The sequence below is a fragment of the Pseudomonas sp. B14(2017) genome (assembly GCF_002113255.1).
Classification (GTDB): domain Bacteria; phylum Pseudomonadota; class Gammaproteobacteria; order Pseudomonadales; family Pseudomonadaceae; genus Aquipseudomonas; species Aquipseudomonas putida_Z.
In genome coordinates this window covers 65,161-83,525 of the sequence record NZ_NEJY01000022.1, presented here as the reverse complement: position 1 = coordinate 83,525, position 18,365 = coordinate 65,161, and the positions used below count along the sequence as shown (strand labels likewise).

Genomic DNA, 18,365 nt, shown 5'->3' with positions numbered 1-18,365 from the left:
GTCCTTGTTCTGGTTCTGGGCCATCGACGATGGCGAATCGGGTGCCCAACCGGTTCACCAGCGGGCGTGAGGCGGACAATACCCAGATTTTTTATTCCGTAACAATATCTTTTATTTAGCTTCTTATTCCAAAAACAAACTGCCATCAGCCACTTTGCTTATGAGCGGTGTCTAGCGCGCGGGGTTTGGCAAGTCGAGGTCCTCAGCCAGGATCTCTTCGCCGTCATTCACCAGCAAGGCGAAGTGGATGACGTTCTCCAGTTCACGGGTGTTGCCGGGCCAGGGGTGTGCTTCCAGCACCTGCTGCGCCGCCTCGCTCACCAGCGGCACAGGCCGCTGCAGGCGCACGCTGTAGATGCCCACGAAGTACTCGGCCAACGGCAGGATATCGCCCGGCCGCTCGCGCAGTGGCGGTAGCTCCAGCGCCCCCTCGCGCAGGTATTGGTACAGGCGCTCGTTGAAGCGCCCCGCGCGCACCACCCGCGCCAGGTCGATACTGGTAGCGGCCACCAGGCGCACATCCACCGGCTGCGGCTGCTGCGCGCCCACCCGGGTAACCTCGCGGTTTTCCAGGGCGGCCAGCAGCTTGCCCTGGATGGCCAGCGGCAAGTCGGCGATCTCGTCCAGGTACAACGTGCCGCCGTTGGCCGAGCCGAACCAGCCGGCACGGCTGCTGGCTGTGCCGCCCTGGCTGCCGGCACTGTAGCCGAACAGCTCGGCATCGGCGTAGGTGGGGCTGATGGCAGCGCAGTTGACCGACACGAACAACCCGCTGCGGTCACTGGCACGGTGGATCTGCCGAGCCAGCAGTTCCTTGCCGGTACCGGTTTCGCCACGGATCAGCACTGGCAAGGGTTGCGGCGCCAGGCGCTCGAGCTCCTCGCGCAGCTGCTGCGAACGTGGGTCGATGAACACCAGCGCCTTGGCGCGGATGCTCAGCGGGCTCTTGTCCAGCTCAGGGAAGGTCAGCAACGGCTGGCCAAAAGGGTTTTGAAAAGTCATGACAAACTCCCGCCCCAGGCCTGCAATGGCCGGGCGTCAGGCAAACGGTAAACAGTAAGGGCGATCAGGCGCGGCGCAGTGCGCGCTGCTCGACCCGGCTCTGCAAGCGATACAAGTAGGCGAAACCTTGTTCCCAGCGCTCATGGCCGGACTTGACGTTGATGTGCCCCGCGTTGGTCAGCAGCCCTGCTTCGGCGCCCCAGACCTGGGCCAGGTACAACGCCCTTGGCACGCTTACGGCCGGGTCGTTGTCCGAGCTGACCACCTGGCTGGGGAATGGCAGTGCTTCGGTCGGGATCGGCGCGAAGTTGCGCAGAGCCGGCGCACAGGTTGGCCGCTCTACGTCAGCGGGTGCCACCAGCAGCGCGCCACGTACCCGCCGCAGCAGGGCCGGGCTGGCTTGCGCGGCCCAATGAGCGACGGTTATGCAGCCCAGGCTATGGGCAATCAGAATCACCGGCGAGCGCTCGGCGGCAATTGCCTGCTCCAGTGCCTGCACCCAGTCCTGACGTTGCGGGGTCAGCCAGTCGTGCTGCTCGACCCGGGCACTGTTGGGCAGGGTGCGCTGCCAGTGACTTTGCCAATGGTTGTCTGGCGATCCTTGCCAGCCCGGCACAATCAGGTAACGAATCGACTCATTGCGCATGGGGACGCCTCCAGTGAGTTTGCGTGCTTGGAGACAAGTATAGGGAGGGAGTTATATCAGTAAAGGAATAAGAAGCTATTTATTAATAACCAAAATGCAATCCTTGTGGGAGCGGGTTTACCCGCGAATGCGTCGGTGATGCCTACATCGCATTCGCGGGTGAACCCGCTCCCACAGGGGGCATTGATAGCCATGAAATCCGGCAAAAAAAAGGGCCATCCCCTGCCAAGAGATATGGCCCCTAGGCACTTGCCTGAAGAAAGTTGACGGGTTCAGCGCGCGGTAATCACCGCCAGCTTGCTGATCCCCGCACGTTCGATAGCCGCCATGGCCCGCGCCACTTCGCCGTAGTTCACGCCGTCATCGGCCTGCAGCTGTACGCGCACGTCCACGTCCTTGTCCTTGGCGGTCTTGAGGCTGGTTTCCAGCAGGTCGGGCTGGATCTCGTCCTTGTTGATGAACAACTTGCCGTCACCGTCGATGCTGACCACCAGCGGGTCCTTCTGCTCCACCGGGGCCACGGCCTCGGTCTTGGGCAGGTTGATGGGGATGGCATTGGTCAGCAGCGGCGCAGTGACGATGAACACCACCAGCAGCACCAGCATGACGTCCACCAACGGCGTGACGTTGATTTCACTGAGGACTTCGTCGCTGTCCTGGGTCGAAAAGGCCATGTCAGGACGCCTCCTTCACCGGTTGGGTGAAACCGGCCTGGGGCCTGTGCACGGCCGGGTGCACCAGCACGCGGAAGGCACTCTTCTGCGCCAGGCTGTAGAAGTCGTGGGCGAAGTCATCGAGGTCGGCCGCGGTGAGCTTGAGGCGGCGCAGGAAGTAGTTGTAGACCAACACCGCCGGCACCGCGACGGCGATACCCACGCCGGTGGCCACCAGTGCCGCGCCAATCGGCCCGGCCACGGTTTCCAGGCTGGCGGAACCGGCCGCGCTGATGCCCTTGAGTGCTTCCATGATGCCCCAGACGGTGCCGAACAGGCCGATGAAGGGCGAGGTACTGCCAATACTGGCGACCACCGCCAGGCCGGTTTCCAGCGAACGGCGCTCACGCACGATCTGCTGGCGCAGGGCGCGCTCCAGGCGGTCCTGGTGGTTGATGGCGTGGCTCAGGTCATTGGCCTGGCTGTCACCTACGGCGATGGCGGCATAACCGGCCTGGGCAACACGGGCGGCGGGGCCAGGCAGGTCGTGGCTGGGCTCGGCAGCCGAGTCCAGGCTCGAGGCGGCCCAGAATTGCTGGTGGAAGCGTTTGTCCTGGTTCTTCAGCCGCACGAACTGCACGACCTTGACCAGGGCCAGGCCCCAGGTGACGACAGAAAAACCGACCAGCAGCCAGATGACTGCGCTTTCAACGGATTCGAGGGGGGATGCCAGCAGGCTCATGATGATGTCTTCCTGTGTTCTGCGAAAAAGTTAGCGAAGCTTGAAATCGATCGGCACGCTGACCCAGCCGGTCTGGGCCACGTCGCCCTGCTTGGCAGGCACGAAACTCCAGCGCTTGACCGCGGCCAGTGCGGCAGCGTCGAGGGCATCACGGCCGCTGCTCTTCTGGATCTGGATCTGCCCGGGCTTGCCGCTGGGCAGCACCTCGACGCGCAGCAGCACGGTGCCTTCCCAACCGCGGCGCTGGGCCATCTGCGGGTACTCCGGCGCCGGGTTCTTCAGGTACGCCGCGTTGGCCGATGCCGGGGTGACCGGGGCCGGCGCGGGTGGCGCTGGCGGGGCCGGAGCGGCCACAGGCGCTGGCGGCGGCGCTTCGACCGGCTTGGGCTGCGGTTTGGGCTGTTGCTTGACCACCGGCTTGGGCACGGGCTTTGGCTTGGGTTTGGGCTTGGCGGCCAGCTCGTCGACCACCGGCGGAGGTGGCGGCTGGACCACCGGCGGTGCCGGGGCTGGTGGCGGTGGCTCGACTACAGGCGGTGCCGGCGCGGCGAACTCGATGGTCATCGGCGGTACTTGCGGTGGCACCACCGGCAGCTCGGGCGTTGGTGCCTGGCTGACCCAGTACGCTGCAGCGCCATGCAGGGCCAGCACCAGCAGGCCCAACACCAGCTTGTCGCGGCGCTTGAGCCCGCTGACAGGCGTGCGTTGCAGGCGCAGCTGGCCAAGCGGGAGGCGAAGCGTGCGTCCAAGGTCGACCAGGTCGCCCGGTGCCGGGCGCCATGGCTGGTCGTAGGCCCTGACGGCCGACTGGACATTACCCATTGATCAAACTCCTGGGGTCTCGATTCAGGTGTGTGGCTGAATCATCGCGGCCAGGGGCTTATCTCTTAAAGTAATGTTTAAAATTATGATTAGAACTTTACTGAATATAGTTTTTCAGGGATGGTGGCAAAGCCGCGGAATTCGTGGGCTGTGGCCGGGCGGGTTTTCAATCATGCATTGCCGGCATGCGAAATATTCGCGTAAGGCATGAGATTGCCGCGAGGGCTGCGCCCTCGATCGCCGGCAAGCCAGCTCCCACAGATGTGGGAGCTGGCTTGCCGGCGATGGGCTGCAAAGCAGCCCCGACAATCTCTCAGGCATAAAAAAGCCCGAGACCAACCCCGGGCTTTTCATCATCAAAGGCGACTCAGATATCCGCCACCTTCTGCCAAACCTTCGGCCGGAAGAACAATGTCTCCCCCCGCGCCAACCCGGTCAGGCTGTCATGGTCCTTGACCACCTCGGCCTCGATCAGCTCGCTCTGCCCTTCCACCTTCAAGGTCACCCGCGTGGTCGCGCCCAGCGGCCGGATATCCCGCACCTCGGCCGCATGGTGCCCTTCGGTCTCGTGCCGCGACAGCGACACTTCGTGCGGGCGGAACAGCACATGATGCCCTTCGCTCAAGGCCAGGCGGTTGGAGTCACCGAGGAAGTGGTAGACGAAATCGTTGGCCGGGTGCTCGTACACCTCGCCCGGCGAGCCGATCTGCTCGATCACGCCCTTGTTCATCACCACGATGCGGTCAGCCACCTCCATGGCTTCTTCCTGGTCGTGGGTGACGAACACCGACGTCAGGTTGATGTCCTCGTGCAGGCGCGCCAGCCAGCGGCGCAGCTCCTTGCGCACCTTGGCATCCAGCGCACCGAACGGCTCGTCCAGCAACAGCACCTTGGGCTCCACCGCCAGCGCACGGGCCAGGGCGATACGCTGGCGCTGGCCACCGGACAACTGCTCGGGGTAGCGGTCGGACAGCCAGTCCAGCTGCACCATGTTCAGCAGTTCATGCACCTTCTCGGCAATCTTGCTCTCGCTCGGGCGCTCGCCCTTGGGCTTCATGCGCAGGCCGAAGGCAACGTTGTCGAACACGCTCATGTGGCGGAACAACGCGTAGTGCTGGAACACGAAACCGACGTTGCGGTCGCGCACGTCATGGCCGGACACGTCCTCGCCATGGAACACGATATTGCCCTGGTCGGGGGTTTCCAGGCCGGCGATGATGCGCAGCAACGTGGTCTTGCCGCAGCCGGACGGGCCGAGCAGGGCCACCAGCTCGCCGCTGTTGATGTCCAGGTTGATGTTGTCCAGGGCCTGGAAGCTGTTGAAGCGCTTGCTGACGTTACGAACTTCGATCGACATGAATCATTCCTCCGCGGCGCTGTGGCGCAGGCGGTTAATACGGTTCTCGCTCCACTGCTTGAGCAGCAGGATGAAGAGCGCCAGGATCAGCAACAGGCTGGCCACGCTGAAGGCCGCGACGTGGTTGTACTCGTTGTAGAGGATCTCCACGTGCAGCGGCAAGGTGTTGGTCACGCCGCGAATGTGGCCGGACACCACCGACACCGCGCCAAACTCGCCCATGGCCCGCGCGGTGCACAGCACCACGCCGTAGATCAGGCCCCATTTGATGTTCGGCAGGGTCACGTGCCAGAACATCTGCCAGCCATTGGCGCCGAGCAGGCGCGCGGCCTCCTCTTCCTGCGTGCCCTGCTCCTGCATCAGCGGGATCAGCTCACGGGCCACGAACGGTACGGTGACGAAGATGGTGGCCAGAACGATGCCCGGCAGGGCGAACACGATCTGGATATCGTGGTCCTGCAGCCACGGCCCGAACAGGCCTTGCGCACCGAACATCAGCACGTAGACCAGGCCGGCGATCACCGGCGATACCGAGAACGGCAGGTCGATCAGGGTGACCAGGATACTCTTGCCACGGAAGGTGTACTTGCTCACGCACCAGGCGGCGCTGACGCCAAACACCAGGTTCAGCGGTACCGAAATGACCACGGCGAGCAGGGTCAGCTTCAGCGCCGACAACGCGTCAGGCTCGAAGATCGCTTCGAAGAAGGTGCCAAAGCCGTTCTTCAGTGCCTGCGATACCACGATCACCAGTGGCAGCAGCAGGAACAGCGCGAACACCAGCCAGCCAAGGCCGATCAGGATACGCCGCGAAGTGGCGCTGCCCCGGCGGGCGGCGTTGGCGGCGGCGGTTGCATTCAGGGATGAACTGGACATGCCGGCCTCCTTCAAGGGGTTTCGATGCGGCGCTGCAGCAGGTTGATCAGCAGCAGCAGGATGAAGGAAACCACCAGCATCAGCACGCCGATGGCGGTCGCGCCGGTGTAGTCGTACTGGTCGAGCTTGACCATGATCAGCAGCGGCAGGATCTCGGTCTTCATCGGCATGTTGCCGGCAATGAAGATCACCGAACCATACTCGCCCACGCCGCGGGCGAAGGCCAGGGCAAAGCCTGTCAGCCAGGCAGGCAGCAGCGCTGGCGCCAGCACGTGGCGGAACACCTGCAGCGGCTTGGCGCCCAGGCAGGCGGCGGCCTCCTCCACTTCACGTGGAATGTCGGCCAGTACCGGCTGCACCGTCCGCACCACGAACGGCAGGGTGACGAAGGTCAGCGCCAGGGTGATACCCAGCGGGGTGTAGGCGATCTTGAAACCCAGGTCGGTGGCGAACTGGCCGACCCAGCCAGAGGGCGCGTACAGGGCGGTCAGGGCGATACCGGCTACGGCCGTGGGCAGGGCGAACGGCAGGTCGATCATCGCATCGATGATCTTGCGCCCGGGGAAGGTGTAGCGCACCAGCACCCAGGCCAGCAGGGTGCCGATCACTCCGTTGATGATGGCGGCGAACAGGGCAGTGCCGAAACTCAGCTTGAGCGCGGCGATCACCCGCGGCGCACTGATGACGTTCCAGAACTGCTCCCAGGTAAGCTGCGCGGCATGCACAAACATGGCGGCCAGCGGTATCAGCACGATCAGGCTGAGGTACACCAAGGTGTAGCCCAGCGTCAGCCCGAAGCCGGGTATGACGGGGGAAATGCGGCGTGACATAAATATCCCTGGTTGAACGCACGAAACCCGGGACAGATCCCGGGCCGGTGCAAGCTTCTGAATCCTGGGGCTGCTTTGCAGCCCAATCGCGACGCAAGGCCGCTCCCACAGGAGATTGCGGTTCCTTGTGGGAGCGGCCTTGCGTCGCGAATGGGCCGCATGGCGGCCCCGCTTTTCCTTGGCCCTTACTGTGCCTGATAGATCTGGTCGAACACACCGCCATCATTGAAGAATTTCGGTTGTGCAGTCTTCCAGCCACCAAAGTCCTTGTCGATGGTCACCAGGTCCAGTTTCGGGAACTGCTTGCCGAACTCGGCAGCGACCTTCTCGTCACGCGGGCGGTAGAAGTTCTCGGCGGCGATCTTCTGCCCGGCCGGGCTGTACAGGTGCTTGAGGTATTCGCTGGCAATCTCGGTATTGCCCTTCTTCTCGGCGTTCTTGTCCACCACCGCCACCGGCGGCTCGGCGAGGATCGACAACGACGGCACGACGATGTCGAACTTGTCGGCGCCACCGTCTTCCTTCAGTGCCAGGAAGGCTTCGTTTTCCCAAGCCAGCAACACATCGCCCTGGCCGTTATTGACGAAGGTGATGGTCGAGCCACGGGCGCCGGTATCCAGCACCGGTACGTGCTTGAACAGCTCCTGCACGTACTCCTTGGCCTTTGCTTCGCTACCGCCGGCCTTCAGGCCATAGGCCCAGGCAGCCAGGAAGTTCCAACGGGCGCCACCGGAGGTTTTCGGGTTGGGGGTGATGACCGACACGTCCTTCTTGATCAGGTCGCCCCAGTCCTTGATGCCTTTCGGGTTGCCCTTGCGCACCAGGAACACGATGGTCGAGGTGTACGGGGTGCTGGCATCCGGCAGGCGGGTCTGCCAGTTGTCTGGCAGGGTCTTGCCGAGCTTGGCGACTTCATCGATGTCGCCGGCCAGGGCCAGGGTCACCACGTCGGCACGCAGGCCGTCGATCACCGCACGGGCCTGCTTGCCCGAACCGCCGTGGGATTGCTGGATCTTCACCTTGTCGCCCGGGTGGGCCTGCTGCCAGTGCTTGATGAACTCGGCGTTGTACTGCTGGTACAGCTCGCGGGTCGGGTCGTAGGACACGTTCAGCAGTTCGTAGTCCTTGGCGATGGCGGAACCGGCAAAAACAGCACTGGCCAGGGCGGCGAGCGCATAACGGCGGATGGACATGGTGAAGCTCCCGATTGGCATTTTTCTAGTTTTGAATGTGTGGTGCGATCAGCCGGTCTTGTTGCCGGGCTGCTGCAGGCGGAACTTCTCCTTGCGCTCGATCTGCACGACCTGAGCGTTGTGCACGGTAATCTCCACCGCACCGAATCGCAGGTCGCGCAGAGCGCTCTGGATTTCACGCAGAATGGTGGCTTCGTCCTGACCGTCGATGCTACGCAGAGATGCACTCATGCTCGTTCTCCTTGGAGTGAGGGTGCCGGGCTGAGGTTTGAAGGGGATTTGCGCCTGGCTTGAGGGCAATAGTAGTGAGGCGGGGTTATTCTTAAAAATACTGTTTAAGAATGTTTATATAACTGAATTGTCTTTATGATGTGAGGGCCCTATCGCCGGCAAGCCAGCTCCCACAGGAGCCTCACAATACTCGAGAGCAGTGAGATTCCTGTGGGAGCTGGCTTGCCGGCGATAGGGCCCTGAAGATTTCAAGAGTTTTTCTGTGGCTCGCGGATCTTGTACCAGGCCACATACAAGGCCGGCAGGAACAGCAGCGTCAGCAGGGTCGCCACGATGATCCCGCCAATCATGGCGTAGGCCATCGGCCCCCAGAACACCTCGCGGGCAATCGGGATCATGCCCAGGCTCGCCGCCGCCGCGGTCAGCAGAATCGGCCGGCGCCGGTGGTTGGTGGCCTCCACCACCGCATCCCACGGCGACAAGCCCTGGGCCTCGAACTCGTCGATCTGGGTCACCAGGATCACCGAGTTACGAATGATGATGCCCGCCAGCGCGAGAATGCCGAGAATCGCCACGAAGCCCATGGGCGTACCTGTGGGCACCAGCGCAATGATCACGCCAATCAGCCCCAGCGGCGCCACGCTGACCACCAGGAACAGCTTCTGCACGCTGTGCAGCTGGATCATCAGGAACGTCGCCATCAGGAACAGCATCAGCGGGATGACCTTGCGGATCGGCCCCTGCGCCTTGGCGCTCTCCTCCACCGTACCGCCGGTGGCCACTTCGAAGCCCACCGGCAACTTGCTGGCGAACTCGTCGATCTTCGGCTTCAGCTGGGCCACCAGGTCGGTGGGCTGGATGTCGCCGTTGACCGAGGCCTTGATGGTGATGGTCGGCTTGCGGTCACGGCGCCACACCAGCGGCTGCTCCAGCTCGTAGCGCACGGTGGCGAACGCAAGCAGCGGGATCGAGGTGCCGTTTGGCGTCAGTATCTGCAGGTTCTGCAGGGTATCGGGCGAGCCACGCTCGCTGTCCTCGGCACGGGCGACCACGTCGACCAGGTAGATGTTGTCGTTGACCTGGGTGATCTGCACACCGCTGACGATGCTGTTCATCACATTGGCCACGTCCTCCGACGACAGGCCCAGCTGGCGCGCCTTGTCCTGGGCGATTTCCACGCGCAGCACCTTACCCGGCTCGTTCCAGTCGTAGATCATCTCGCCGATGTGCTCGTTCTGGTCGAGCAAAGTGGCCAGCTCGATGGCGTGCTTGCGTACCTGATCGATATTGGCGCCGCTGACCCGATACTGGATCGGTCGGCCCACTGGCGGGCCCATCTCCAGCGATTGCACGTTGGTGCCGACGCCAACGAACTCTTCATGCAGGATCTTCTGCAGGCGGTCCATCATGGCCTGGCGTTCCTCGAAGCCCTTGCTGACGATCACCAACTGCGCGTAGTACGGGTTCTGCAGCTGCTGATCGAGGGGCAGGTAGAAGCGGATCGCCCCTTGGCCGATGTAGGTACTCCAGTGCACCAGGTCCGGGTCGTCCTTGATCCGCGCCTCGAAGCGGTCGACCACCTTGCGCGTCTCTTCGATCGAGGCGTTTTGCGGCAGGTTGAGGTCGACGAGAATTTCCGGGCGGTCCGAGGACGGGAAGAACTGGTTCTGCACGAAGCGCTCGCAGAAGATCGCCAGGGCGAACAGCACCACGGTGCCGATGATGGTCAGCCAGCGGTTGCGCATGCACCACAACAAACCATGCTCGAAGACCCGGCCGACACGGCCAGGCTCGGCTTCGTGGGGCTTGAGCTTGGCACTGCTGAGAATGTGCACGCCGAGCACCGGGGCGAAGAACACCGCTACCACCCACGACACCATCAGCGCCACGGCAATTACCGCAAACAGCGTGTAGGTGTACTCACCCGCCGAACTGGCGTTGAGGCCGATCGGCACGAAGCCGGCCACCGTCACCAGGGTGCCGGTAAGCATGGGGAAGGCTGTGGAGGTATAGGCAAAAGTCGCCGCCTGCTCCTTGCTTTCGCCCATCTCCAGCCGTGTGACCATCACCTCCACGGTGATCATCGCGTCGTCCACCAGCAGGCCCAGGGCGATGATCAGCGCCCCCAGCGAAATCCGCTGCATGGTGATGCCGCTGTATTCCATGAACACGAACACCATGGCCAGCACCAGCGGGATCGAGCAGGCCACCACCAGCCCGGCACGCACGCCGAGGCTGACGAAGCTCACCGCAAGCACGATCACCACCGCCTCGAACAGCGCACTGGTGAAGCCGCCCACCGCTTGCTTGACCACCACCGCCTGGTCGGAAACAGTGTGCACCCCGACGCCCACCGGCAGGTCTTCGATCACCTTGTCCATGCGCTTTTTCAGCGCCGCGCCGAACACCTGGATATTGCCGCCGGCCTTCATGCCGATGGCCAGGCCCAACGCCGTCTGGCCGTTGTAGCGGAACATCGGCGAAGGGGGGTCGACGTAGCCGCGCTCGATATCGGCGATGTCGGCCAGGCGGAAGAAGCGGTCGTTGATCTTCAGGTTGACGGTTTGCAGGTCCTTTTCCGAGGTGAACTGCCCGGAGGTACGCACCGAGATACGTTCCGGCCCGGCCTCGATCACACCAGCAGGGGTCACGGCGTTTTGCGATTGCAGGGCCTGCATGACCTGGCGCTGATCGATGCCCAGGGCTGCCAGCTTGCGGGTGGAGAAGTTCAGGTAAAGCACTTCGTCCTGGGTGCCGATCAGCTCGATCTTGCCGATGTTGGGCACATCGCGCACTTCGGCCCGCGCCTGTTCCACGTAGTCGCGCAGCTGGCGCAGGGTCAGGCCGTCGGCGGTGAAGGCATAGATAGAACCGAACACATCGCCGAATTCATCGTTGAACCCGGGCCCCTGGATGCCCGCGGGGAATTCACCGCGAATGTCCTGGATCTTCTTGCGCACCTGGTACCAGATTTCCGGGATGTCCTTGGCCTTGGTGGTGTCGCGCAGGTACACGTAGACCGTGGATTCACCGGGGCGGGTGTAGCTTTTGGTGTAGTCGAGGGAGTCGAGTTCCTCGAGCTTCTTCTCGATACGGTCGGTGACCTGGTACAGGGTTTCGTCCTGGGTCGCGCCGGGCCAGCGGGTCTGGATGACCATGGTCTTGATGGTGAACGACGGGTCTTCCTCACGGCCCAGGTTGAAGTAGGAGAAGATCCCCATCAGCAGGCCAACGAACATCAGGTACCAGACGAACGATTGATGCTTGAGTGCCCAGTCGGACAGGTTGAAGCTTCCTTTCATTGCGCATCCTCGTCGAAGGTGACCTTCTGGCCGGGCTTGAGGCTGTTCACGCCCGCAGTCACCACCCGCTCGCCGGGTTGTACGCCCGAGCTCAGGACGACGCTGTCGGCGGTGCGGCCGATCAGGGCCACGTCACGAGTGGCCACGGTCTTCTGCTGCGTATCGATCACCCATACCTGGGTCTTGCCGTCGCGCTCGAGCAAGGCACTCAAGGGCAGTTCGCTGCGCGGCGACACCTCCGAACTCAGGGTCACGCTGATGGCGGTGCCCAGGTGGAAGGCCGCCGGGGTGCTGGCCAGGGTCAGGCGCGCGCGGCGGGTGCGAGTGGTGGCGTCGGCCTGGGGTTCCAGTTCTCGCAGGCTGGCGGTGGTGTTGATGGTCGGGTCCAGCTGCGAAGCAACGGTGAAGGTCAGGCCTTTGCTCAACTGCTCGGCCAGGCCGATCGGCAGGTCGATCACCGCTTCCTTCACATCCGGCCTGGCCAGGGTTACCACCGCCTGGCCGGCGGTGACGGTTTGCCCGGCTTCGGCCTGCCAGGCAGTGATTACCGCGGCGTGGTCGGTGCGCAGGGTGCTGTAGTCGAGCTGGTCACGCGCCTGGCTGAGCGCAGAGCGCGCCTGCTCCAGCGCCGCGCTGGTGGTTTTCAGGTTGGTCTGGGCGATATCCAGCTGGGCCTGGGCGCCTACGCCACGGTCGTACAGCTGTTGCTGGCGGCGGGCATCGGCCTGGGCGTTGATCCACTGCGCCTGCACCTTGGCCAGGTCGCCTTCGGCGGCGCGCAACTGGTTCTGCTGGTCGGTCGGGTCGAGGGTGGCCAGGGTGTCGCCCGGTTTCACCTGGGCGCCCACATCCAGCCAGCGCCGGGCAATACGCCCGGAAACCCGGAAGCCCAAGGTGCTTTCGAAACGTGCCTGGATACTGCCGGCGAAACGGCCAAGCTGCGACTGCACCTGGGGTTCGACCTTGACCGACAGCACCGGCCGAATCGGCTCCGGCACTTCATCCTCGCTACTGCAGCCAGCCAACAGCACGCCGGCCGACAGCATCAGCAGCAGGCGCTTCATAGCTCACCCCCGTTGCCCTTGGCATCGATCTTCAGCACCTGCATGCCGGGGTGCAGCAACTGCCCGCCATTGACCACCACGGTCTCGCCGCCTTTCAGGCCACTGGCGACCACGATCCTGCCGGTGAGGTAACGGCTGACCTCGACCTTGCGCAGCTCTACCTTGTCACCCTCGCCCACTACCCAGACGGCGGGCTCATGCAGGGCCTTGGTCAGTGCCGACCATGGCAGCTCGATACTAGGCCGGCCCTGGGCATTGGTGGTGGCCGTCACCGGTGCACCCAGTTGCATCCCTGGCGGCACATCCCTCAGCCCGACCTTGACCTGTACCGTGCCGCTTTGCGCAGACACCGTGGGGGTGATTTCGCGCACGAAGCCACGGGCCTGGACCTTGGGGTCGTCCAGCAGACTGACGATCACGCCGGCATCGCTGGGCGGGGCCACCAGCAGCGATTCGTAGACATTGAACACGGCATCACGATCACCATCGGTGGCCAGGCTGAAGATTGGCATGGTCGCCTGCACCACCTGGCCGACCTCGGCCTGGCGCTCGGTAATGACCCCATCGGCCTCGGAGACCAACGCGGTATAGCTCAGTTGTTCGTTGGCATTGGCCAATTGCGCCTGCGCGGCCTTGAGCGCGCTCTGGTTGCTGCGCAGCGCGGCTTCGGCGGAATCGTATTCGCTCTGGCTGGTGTAGCCCTTGGGCAACAGCTTTTGCTGGCGAACGAAGGCAGCGCTGGTCTGGGTGACCCGCGCCTGCGCGGCGAACACCTCGGCCTTGGCCGAGTCGACATTGTTCTGCAGGTCTTTCGGGTCCAGCCGCGCCAACACCTGGTTGGCCTTTACGTGGTCGCCGACATCGACACTGCGCGAAATGATCTTGCCGCCCACACGGAACGACAGGTCGGTCTGCACCCGCGCCTGCACATCGCCAGTCAGGGTGACCCTGGCAGCGAAATCGGTGGGTGATACCTGTTGCACGCCTACGCGTGGCAGTGTTTCGGTGGTTTCTTCCTTACTACAGCCCGACAGCAGGGACACAAGCCCCAGGCAGACGACCAACAGCGGACGTATCAACGTCATGCAGGCTCCTTGCTTGCGCGCAAATGATTCGTGGGATGCGACTGTTAGCGTAGATCAGGGTTCGATAAACGGCACTGACCGCGATCAAGCTGGCATTTTCGGCGCCTGCGCGGGCCCCTTCGCGGGCACGCCCGCTCCCACAGGATGGTCGCCAGCCTCAAGCCTGCGCTGTACCTGTGGGAGCGGGCGCGCCCGCGAAGAGGCCGGTACAGATCAGACCTGAACTGAGGCCCTGTTCAACCCCAGCTCTAAGTCATCAATCAATGCTTTGGCAAAGCCACTGAGAATTCTCGCGGCACTACCGGCCAGCCGGTCATTTTCCATCTCGGCTTCGGTCGTCAGGTGATTGATGCACCCGAGTATTACGGAGAGTTCGGAGAAGGCATGGTTGAAGGGGATGTTGGCCTGGACGCGGAACAGGTCCATGCAGGTTTCGCGGCCGACGGTGCTGCTGTGTGATGGATAGGAAGTGCCTGGAGCAGAATTGGTCATGGTGGATCTCCTATATCTGGACAAGGAGTTGCCACCTTCATCTTTCTCACGGATCAGGGCGGCAACCGTACGCGAGGTGAGAAACCGCGGATATAGGAACGCAGCCAGACGTAAGTCTGCCCGCGCACGGTTGCCATGACGAAAGCACTATATCGTTGGGTTCTCACACCCAGTCCCGACGACGTTATCCCTAGGGCATTTCCCCTACAACAGAGCAGCTTCCACACGGCTCGTAGGATAATTCCCAAGCCGATCCAGCTGAAGCCTTTGGTTTGAGTTGATGAAAAGTCGTACGCCTTCAGGGCCTCTTCGCGGGCATGCCCGCTCCCACAGGAAAGTCGCCAGCCCCAAGCCAGTGCTGTACCTGTGGGAGCGGGCGCGCCCGTGAAGAGGCCGGCACAGCAATGCATGAGCTTCTGCCATATTCAGAAACCATCAGCTACCCGGTGACCCCCGCTTCAGCCACTACCTTTCAAAAGGAGGTTCAATTTCAAGGAAGATCACAATGCCATTAGCCGAATCCCACCGACTGCGTTGTGGGCGCTACTCCGAGCCAGGCAGGCTCTACCTGCTGACCACCATCACGCACCAACGAAAACCACTGTTCCATGACTTCGACAATGCTCGCCTGGTGGTCAAACATCTGCGGGTTTCAAATGACATCCAGGATTGCCATTCCCTGGCCTGGGTAGTGATGCCGGATCACCTGCATTGGCTGGTCGAGCTGAAGGAAGTGGCATTGGGAACGTTGATGCGCAAGTTCAAATCACGCACAGCCATTGCGTTGCGCAAGGCAGGTGTCAGGCACAAACCGATCTGGCAACCCGGTTACCATTACCATGCGCTGCGGCGGGAAGAGTGTGTGGTGCATGTAGCCCGGTACATTGTTGCCAATCCCTTGAGGGCAGGATTGGTCAGGAGTGTCAGGGACTATCCACACTGGGATGCGGTATGGCTTTGAGTCGGTGTTGGGGCCTTCGCGGGCTTGCCCGCTCCCACAGGGATTTCCACATGCCTGAAGGTTTTGGTGCCCCTGTCCCACAGGGATCACCACAAGCCTGAAGGCTGTGATGTCCCTGTGGGAGCGGGCGTGCCCGCGAAAGGGCCGGATCAGGCCGACGCCGCAACCTGCGCCGGGCGCTTGACCTGTGGCTGCGAAGCATTCGCTGCAGCGCCCTCTTCGATCGCCTGCTGTATCGCCTTGCGACGGCGCTCTTCGGCCTGGCGGCTGAAGTACCAGACGAAGAAGGTCACCAGCGACACCGACAGCAGGATCAGGCTGGCCACGGCGTTGATCTCCGGCTTCACGCCCAGGCGCACCGCCGAGAACACTTCCATCGGCAAGGTGGTCGAACCAGGGCCTGACACGAAGCTGGCCAGTACCAGGTCATCCAGCGACAGGGCAAACGACATCATGCCGCCCGCCGCCAGCGACGGCGCGATCATCGGGATGGTGATCAGGAAGAACACCTTCCACGGCTTGGCACCCAGGTCCATCGCCGCTTCCTCGATCGAAAGGTCCAGCTCACGCAGGCGTGCCGACACCACCACCGCCACATACGCGGCACAGAACGTGGTATGGGCGATCCAGATGGTGACGATGCCGCGCTCCTGCGGCCAACCAATCATCTGCGCCATGGCCACGAACAGCAGCAACAGCGACAGGCCGGTGATCACCTCGGGCATTACCAGCGGCGCGGTGACCAGGCCACCGAACAGCGTGCGGCCCTTGAAGCGGGTAACCCGGGTCAGCACGAACGCCGCCAAGGTACCCAGCGCCACCGCCGCCACCGCCGTATAGCAGGCGATTTCCAGCGAACGCATCACCGACCCCATCAACTGGGTGTTGTCGAGCAGGCCGACGTACCACTTCACCGACCAGCCACCCCATACCGTCACCAGCTTGGAGGCGTTGAACGAGTAGATCACCAGGATCAGCATCGGCAGGTAGATGAACAGCAAGCCGAGCACCAGCATCAGCTTGGAGAAACTGAAGCGCTTCATGCCCTGCCCTCCATTTCTTTGGCCTGGCTGCGGTTGAACAGCAGGATCGGCACGATCAGGATCGCCAGCATGACCACCGCCAGCGCAGAGGCCACCGGCCAGTCACGGTTGTTGAAGAACTCTTGCCACAGCACCTTGCCGATCATCAGGGTTTCCGGGCCGCCAAGCAGTTCAGGAATCACGAACTCGCCCACCACCGGGATGAACACCAGCATGCAGCCGGCGATGATGCCGTTCTTCGACAGCGGTACGGTGATCTTCCAGAAGCTGTTGAAGGTGCTCGAACCCAGGTCCGAAGCGGCCTCGAGCAGGCTCGGGTCGTGCTTCACCAGGTTGGCGAACAGCGGCAGGATCATGAACGGCAGATACGAATAGACCACGCCGATGTACACCGCCAGGTTGGTGTTGAGGATCTGCAGCGGCTGGTCGATCAACCCGGTCCACAGCAGGAAGCCGTTGAGCAGGCCGTTGTTGCTGAGAATGCCCATCCAGGCATAGACGCGGATCAGGATCGCGGTCCAGGTCGGCATCATGATCAGCAACAGCAGGACCGTCTGGGTCTCCTTCTTGGCATTGGCAATGGCATAGGCCATCGGGTAGCCGATCAGCAGGCACAGCAGGGTGCTGAAGAAGGCCATCTTCAGCGAGCCCAGGTAGGCCGAGATATACAGCTCATCCTCGGTCAACAGGCCATAGTTGGCCAGGTTGAGCACCAGCTGCAGCTTGTCTTCGACGTAGCTGTAGATCTCGGTATACGGCGGGATCGCCACGTCGGCTTCGGCGAAGCTGATCTTCAGCACGATGAAGAACGGCAGCATGAAGAACAGGAACAGCCAGATGAACGGCACGCCGATCACCAGGTGCCGCCCCTCCGGGGTAATACGCTGGAAGGCTCGCTTGAGCTTGCGCAGTTTCATGACCGCAGTACCACGCCGCTGTCGTCTTCCCACCACACGTACACTTCATCGCCCCAGGTCGGGCGGGTGCCCTGGCGCTCGGCGTTGGCGACGAACGACTGGACGACCTTGCCGCTCGGCAACTCGACGTAGAACACCGAATGGCCACCCAGGTAGGCAATGTCGTGAACCTTGCCACGCGACCAGTTGTGCTCGCAGGTCGGTTGCTGGGTGGTGACCAGCATCTTTTCCGGGCGCAGCGCATAGGTGATGTGCTTGTCTTCCACCGACGTGGTGATGCCGTGGCCGACATAGATCTTGCGCTCCAGCTCCGGGCTGGCAATGATCGCGTGGCCTTCGGCGTCGTCGACCACTTCACCTTCGAACAGGTTGACGTTGCCGATGAACTCGCACACCAGGCGGCTGGTAGGCGTCTCGTAGATGTCCACCGGCGATCCGATCTGGGCGATCCAGCCCAGGTGCATGATGGCGATGCGCTCGGCCATGGTCATGGCCTCTTCCTGGTCGTGGGTCACCATCACGCAGGTCACGCCCACGCGCTCGATGATCTCCACCAGTTCCAGCTGCATCTGCGAACGCAGTTTCTTGTCCAGTGCGCCCATCGGCTCGTCGAGCAGCAGCAACTTGGGGCGCTTGGCCAGCGAGCGGGCCAGGGCCACGCGCTGGCGCTGGCCGCCGGACAGCTGGTGCGGCTTGCGCTTGGCGTACTGGGTCATGTGCACCAGCTTGAGCATCTCGGCCACGCGGGCGTCGATCTCGGCCTTGGGCATCTTGTCCTGCTGCAGGCCGAAGGCGATGTTCTGCGCCACGGTCATGTGCGGGAACAGCGCGTAGGACTGGAACATCATGTTGATCGGCCGCTCGTAGGGCGGCATGTCGGTGATGTCGACGCCATCGAGGAGGATCCGCCCTTCGGTCGGGCGCTCGAAGCCGGCCAGCATGCGCAGCAAGGTGGACTTGCCGGAACCGGAGCCACCCAGCAGGGCGAAGATCTCGCCCTTGCGGATTTCCAGGGACACATCGTCCACGGCTACCGTTTCGTCGAACTTTTTCGTGACCCGGTCGATCTTGACCAGCACCTGCTTGGGTTGCTGGCCACCCTCGAGGGCTTTTTTATAGGCACCGGAGGCAACTGCCATGAGTGAAACT

General features: G+C 62.9%; 18 protein-coding genes. 1 reads left to right on the top strand and 17 read right to left on the bottom strand.

The window, feature by feature from the left end:
- Positions 1-171: 171 nt before the first annotated feature.
- From CAG34_RS22230 to CAG34_RS22160, 14 genes are all read right to left on the bottom strand, one after another.
- Positions 172-1,002 (bottom strand): sigma 54-interacting transcriptional regulator, encoded by an 831-nt coding sequence (locus CAG34_RS22230; protein ID WP_085592424.1) that lies wholly within the window; start codon positions 1,000-1,002, stop codon positions 172-174.
- A 64-nt stretch (positions 1,003-1,066) separates the two neighbouring features.
- A complete protein-coding gene (locus tag CAG34_RS22225; RefSeq protein ID WP_013974692.1) occupies positions 1,067-1,648 on the bottom strand; it encodes an alpha/beta hydrolase in 582 nt (193 codons plus the stop codon).
- Positions 1,649-1,920: 272 nt separating this feature from the next.
- Positions 1,921-2,322, bottom strand: coding sequence for a biopolymer transporter ExbD (locus tag CAG34_RS22220; RefSeq protein WP_085592422.1), 402 nt, complete (start codon positions 2,320-2,322; stop codon positions 1,921-1,923).
- Between the two features lies 1 nt (position 2,323).
- Positions 2,324-3,043: a MotA/TolQ/ExbB proton channel family protein gene (locus CAG34_RS22215; RefSeq protein WP_085592420.1), complete on the bottom strand. Its 720-nt coding sequence runs from the start codon at positions 3,041-3,043 to the stop codon at positions 2,324-2,326.
- A gap of 30 nt (positions 3,044-3,073) precedes the next feature.
- Positions 3,074-3,865 carry an energy transducer TonB gene (locus CAG34_RS22210; protein ID WP_025341026.1) on the bottom strand — a complete coding sequence of 264 codons (792 nt, stop codon included), beginning with the start codon at positions 3,863-3,865 and terminating at the stop codon, positions 3,074-3,076.
- 367 nt (positions 3,866-4,232) lie between these two features.
- Positions 4,233-5,222: a sulfate/molybdate ABC transporter ATP-binding protein gene (locus tag CAG34_RS22205; RefSeq protein WP_013974693.1), complete on the bottom strand. Its 990-nt coding sequence runs from the start codon at positions 5,220-5,222 to the stop codon at positions 4,233-4,235.
- Between the two features lie 3 nt (positions 5,223-5,225).
- The gene (cysW, locus tag CAG34_RS22200) at positions 5,226-6,098 is read right to left on the bottom strand and encodes a sulfate ABC transporter permease subunit CysW (protein ID WP_025341027.1); all 873 of its coding nucleotides are present in this window, start codon (positions 6,096-6,098) and stop codon (positions 5,226-5,228) included.
- An 11-nt stretch (positions 6,099-6,109) separates the two neighbouring features.
- Positions 6,110-6,928, bottom strand: a complete 819-nt coding sequence (gene cysT / locus CAG34_RS22195) for a sulfate ABC transporter permease subunit CysT (RefSeq protein WP_046613605.1) — start codon at positions 6,926-6,928, stop codon at positions 6,110-6,112.
- 185 nt (positions 6,929-7,113) lie between these two features.
- Positions 7,114-8,121 carry a sulfate ABC transporter substrate-binding protein gene (locus CAG34_RS22185; protein WP_085592416.1) on the bottom strand — a complete coding sequence of 336 codons (1,008 nt, stop codon included), beginning with the start codon at positions 8,119-8,121 and terminating at the stop codon, positions 7,114-7,116.
- Between the two features lie 48 nt (positions 8,122-8,169).
- Positions 8,170-8,352: a sulfur starvation response protein OscA gene (gene oscA, locus CAG34_RS22180; RefSeq protein ID WP_003258557.1), complete on the bottom strand. Its 183-nt coding sequence runs from the start codon at positions 8,350-8,352 to the stop codon at positions 8,170-8,172.
- A gap of 248 nt (positions 8,353-8,600) precedes the next feature.
- On the bottom strand, positions 8,601-11,654 hold the full coding sequence (locus CAG34_RS22175; protein ID WP_085592414.1) for an efflux RND transporter permease subunit: 3,054 nt from the start codon (positions 11,652-11,654) through the stop codon (positions 8,601-8,603).
- Positions 11,651-12,718 (bottom strand): efflux RND transporter periplasmic adaptor subunit, encoded by a 1,068-nt coding sequence (locus CAG34_RS22170; RefSeq protein ID WP_025341031.1) that lies wholly within the window; start codon positions 12,716-12,718, stop codon positions 11,651-11,653. The genes CAG34_RS22175 and CAG34_RS22170 overlap by 4 nt, the downstream gene beginning before the upstream one ends.
- Positions 12,715-13,803, bottom strand: a complete 1,089-nt coding sequence (locus CAG34_RS22165) for an efflux RND transporter periplasmic adaptor subunit (protein WP_075046698.1) — start codon at positions 13,801-13,803, stop codon at positions 12,715-12,717. The genes CAG34_RS22170 and CAG34_RS22165 overlap by 4 nt, the downstream gene beginning before the upstream one ends.
- Before the next feature lie 213 nt (positions 13,804-14,016).
- Positions 14,017-14,295 (bottom strand): DUF3077 domain-containing protein, encoded by a 279-nt coding sequence (locus CAG34_RS22160; protein ID WP_256573573.1) that lies wholly within the window; start codon positions 14,293-14,295, stop codon positions 14,017-14,019.
- 505 nt (positions 14,296-14,800) lie between these two features.
- On the opposite strand from CAG34_RS22160, the gene CAG34_RS22155 reads away from it, so the two are divergent.
- A complete protein-coding gene (locus CAG34_RS22155) occupies positions 14,801-15,256 on the top strand; it encodes a transposase (RefSeq protein WP_085592410.1) in 456 nt (151 codons plus the stop codon).
- A gap of 149 nt (positions 15,257-15,405) precedes the next feature.
- Here CAG34_RS22155 and CAG34_RS22150 read toward each other — a convergent pair whose 3' ends face one another.
- Genes CAG34_RS22150 through potA form a run of 3 tightly spaced genes read right to left on the bottom strand, consistent with a single transcriptional unit; the run spans position 15,406 to position 18,355 of the window.
- Complete coding sequence (locus CAG34_RS22150) at positions 15,406-16,299, bottom strand: ABC transporter permease subunit (protein WP_003258560.1); 894 nt, start codon at positions 16,297-16,299, stop codon at positions 15,406-15,408.
- Positions 16,296-17,216: an ABC transporter permease subunit gene (locus tag CAG34_RS22145; RefSeq protein ID WP_013974703.1), complete on the bottom strand. Its 921-nt coding sequence runs from the start codon at positions 17,214-17,216 to the stop codon at positions 16,296-16,298. The genes CAG34_RS22150 and CAG34_RS22145 overlap by 4 nt, the downstream gene beginning before the upstream one ends.
- Entirely contained in the window at positions 17,213-18,355 is a 1,143-nt protein-coding gene (gene potA, locus CAG34_RS22140; protein ID WP_085592408.1) for a polyamine ABC transporter ATP-binding protein, read from the bottom strand. Before potA ends, CAG34_RS22145 begins: the two co-directional genes overlap by 4 nt.
- Positions 18,356-18,365 lie beyond the last annotated feature (10 nt).

What these genes read in the sequence shown, in the direction of transcription:
- CAG34_RS22175 (WP_085592414.1), bottom strand. Translation starts at nt 11,654, where the DNA reads ATGAAAGGAAGCTTCAACCTGTCCGACTGGGCACTCAAGCATCAATCG.
- CAG34_RS22150 (WP_003258560.1), bottom strand. Translation starts at nt 16,299, where the DNA reads ATGAAGCGCTTCAGTTTCTCCAAGCTGATGCTGGTGCTCGGCTTGCTG.
- cysT (WP_046613605.1), bottom strand. Translation starts at nt 6,928, where the DNA reads ATGTCACGCCGCATTTCCCCCGTCATACCCGGCTTCGGGCTGACGCTG.
- CAG34_RS22155 (WP_085592410.1), top strand. Translation starts at nt 14,801, where the DNA reads ATGCCATTAGCCGAATCCCACCGACTGCGTTGTGGGCGCTACTCCGAG.
- CAG34_RS22215 (WP_085592420.1), bottom strand. Translation starts at nt 3,043, where the DNA reads ATGAGCCTGCTGGCATCCCCCCTCGAATCCGTTGAAAGCGCAGTCATC.
- CAG34_RS22225 (WP_013974692.1), bottom strand. Translation starts at nt 1,648, where the DNA reads ATGCGCAATGAGTCGATTCGTTACCTGATTGTGCCGGGCTGGCAAGGA.
- oscA (WP_003258557.1), bottom strand. Translation starts at nt 8,352, where the DNA reads ATGAGTGCATCTCTGCGTAGCATCGACGGTCAGGACGAAGCCACCATT.
- CAG34_RS22210 (WP_025341026.1), bottom strand. Translation starts at nt 3,865, where the DNA reads ATGGGTAATGTCCAGTCGGCCGTCAGGGCCTACGACCAGCCATGGCGC.
- CAG34_RS22230 (WP_085592424.1), bottom strand. Translation starts at nt 1,002, where the DNA reads ATGACTTTTCAAAACCCTTTTGGCCAGCCGTTGCTGACCTTCCCTGAG.
- CAG34_RS22220 (WP_085592422.1), bottom strand. Translation starts at nt 2,322, where the DNA reads ATGGCCTTTTCGACCCAGGACAGCGACGAAGTCCTCAGTGAAATCAAC.
- CAG34_RS22170 (WP_025341031.1), bottom strand. Translation starts at nt 12,718, where the DNA reads ATGAAGCGCCTGCTGCTGATGCTGTCGGCCGGCGTGCTGTTGGCTGGC.
- CAG34_RS22145 (WP_013974703.1), bottom strand. Translation starts at nt 17,216, where the DNA reads ATGAAACTGCGCAAGCTCAAGCGAGCCTTCCAGCGTATTACCCCGGAG.
- CAG34_RS22160 (WP_256573573.1), bottom strand. Translation starts at nt 14,295, where the DNA reads ATGACCAATTCTGCTCCAGGCACTTCCTATCCATCACACAGCAGCACC.
- CAG34_RS22185 (WP_085592416.1), bottom strand. Translation starts at nt 8,121, where the DNA reads ATGTCCATCCGCCGTTATGCGCTCGCCGCCCTGGCCAGTGCTGTTTTT.
- cysW (WP_025341027.1), bottom strand. Translation starts at nt 6,098, where the DNA reads ATGTCCAGTTCATCCCTGAATGCAACCGCCGCCGCCAACGCCGCCCGC.
- CAG34_RS22165 (WP_075046698.1), bottom strand. Translation starts at nt 13,803, where the DNA reads ATGACGTTGATACGTCCGCTGTTGGTCGTCTGCCTGGGGCTTGTGTCC.
- potA (WP_085592408.1), bottom strand. Translation starts at nt 18,355, where the DNA reads ATGGCAGTTGCCTCCGGTGCCTATAAAAAAGCCCTCGAGGGTGGCCAG.
- CAG34_RS22205 (WP_013974693.1), bottom strand. Translation starts at nt 5,222, where the DNA reads ATGTCGATCGAAGTTCGTAACGTCAGCAAGCGCTTCAACAGCTTCCAG.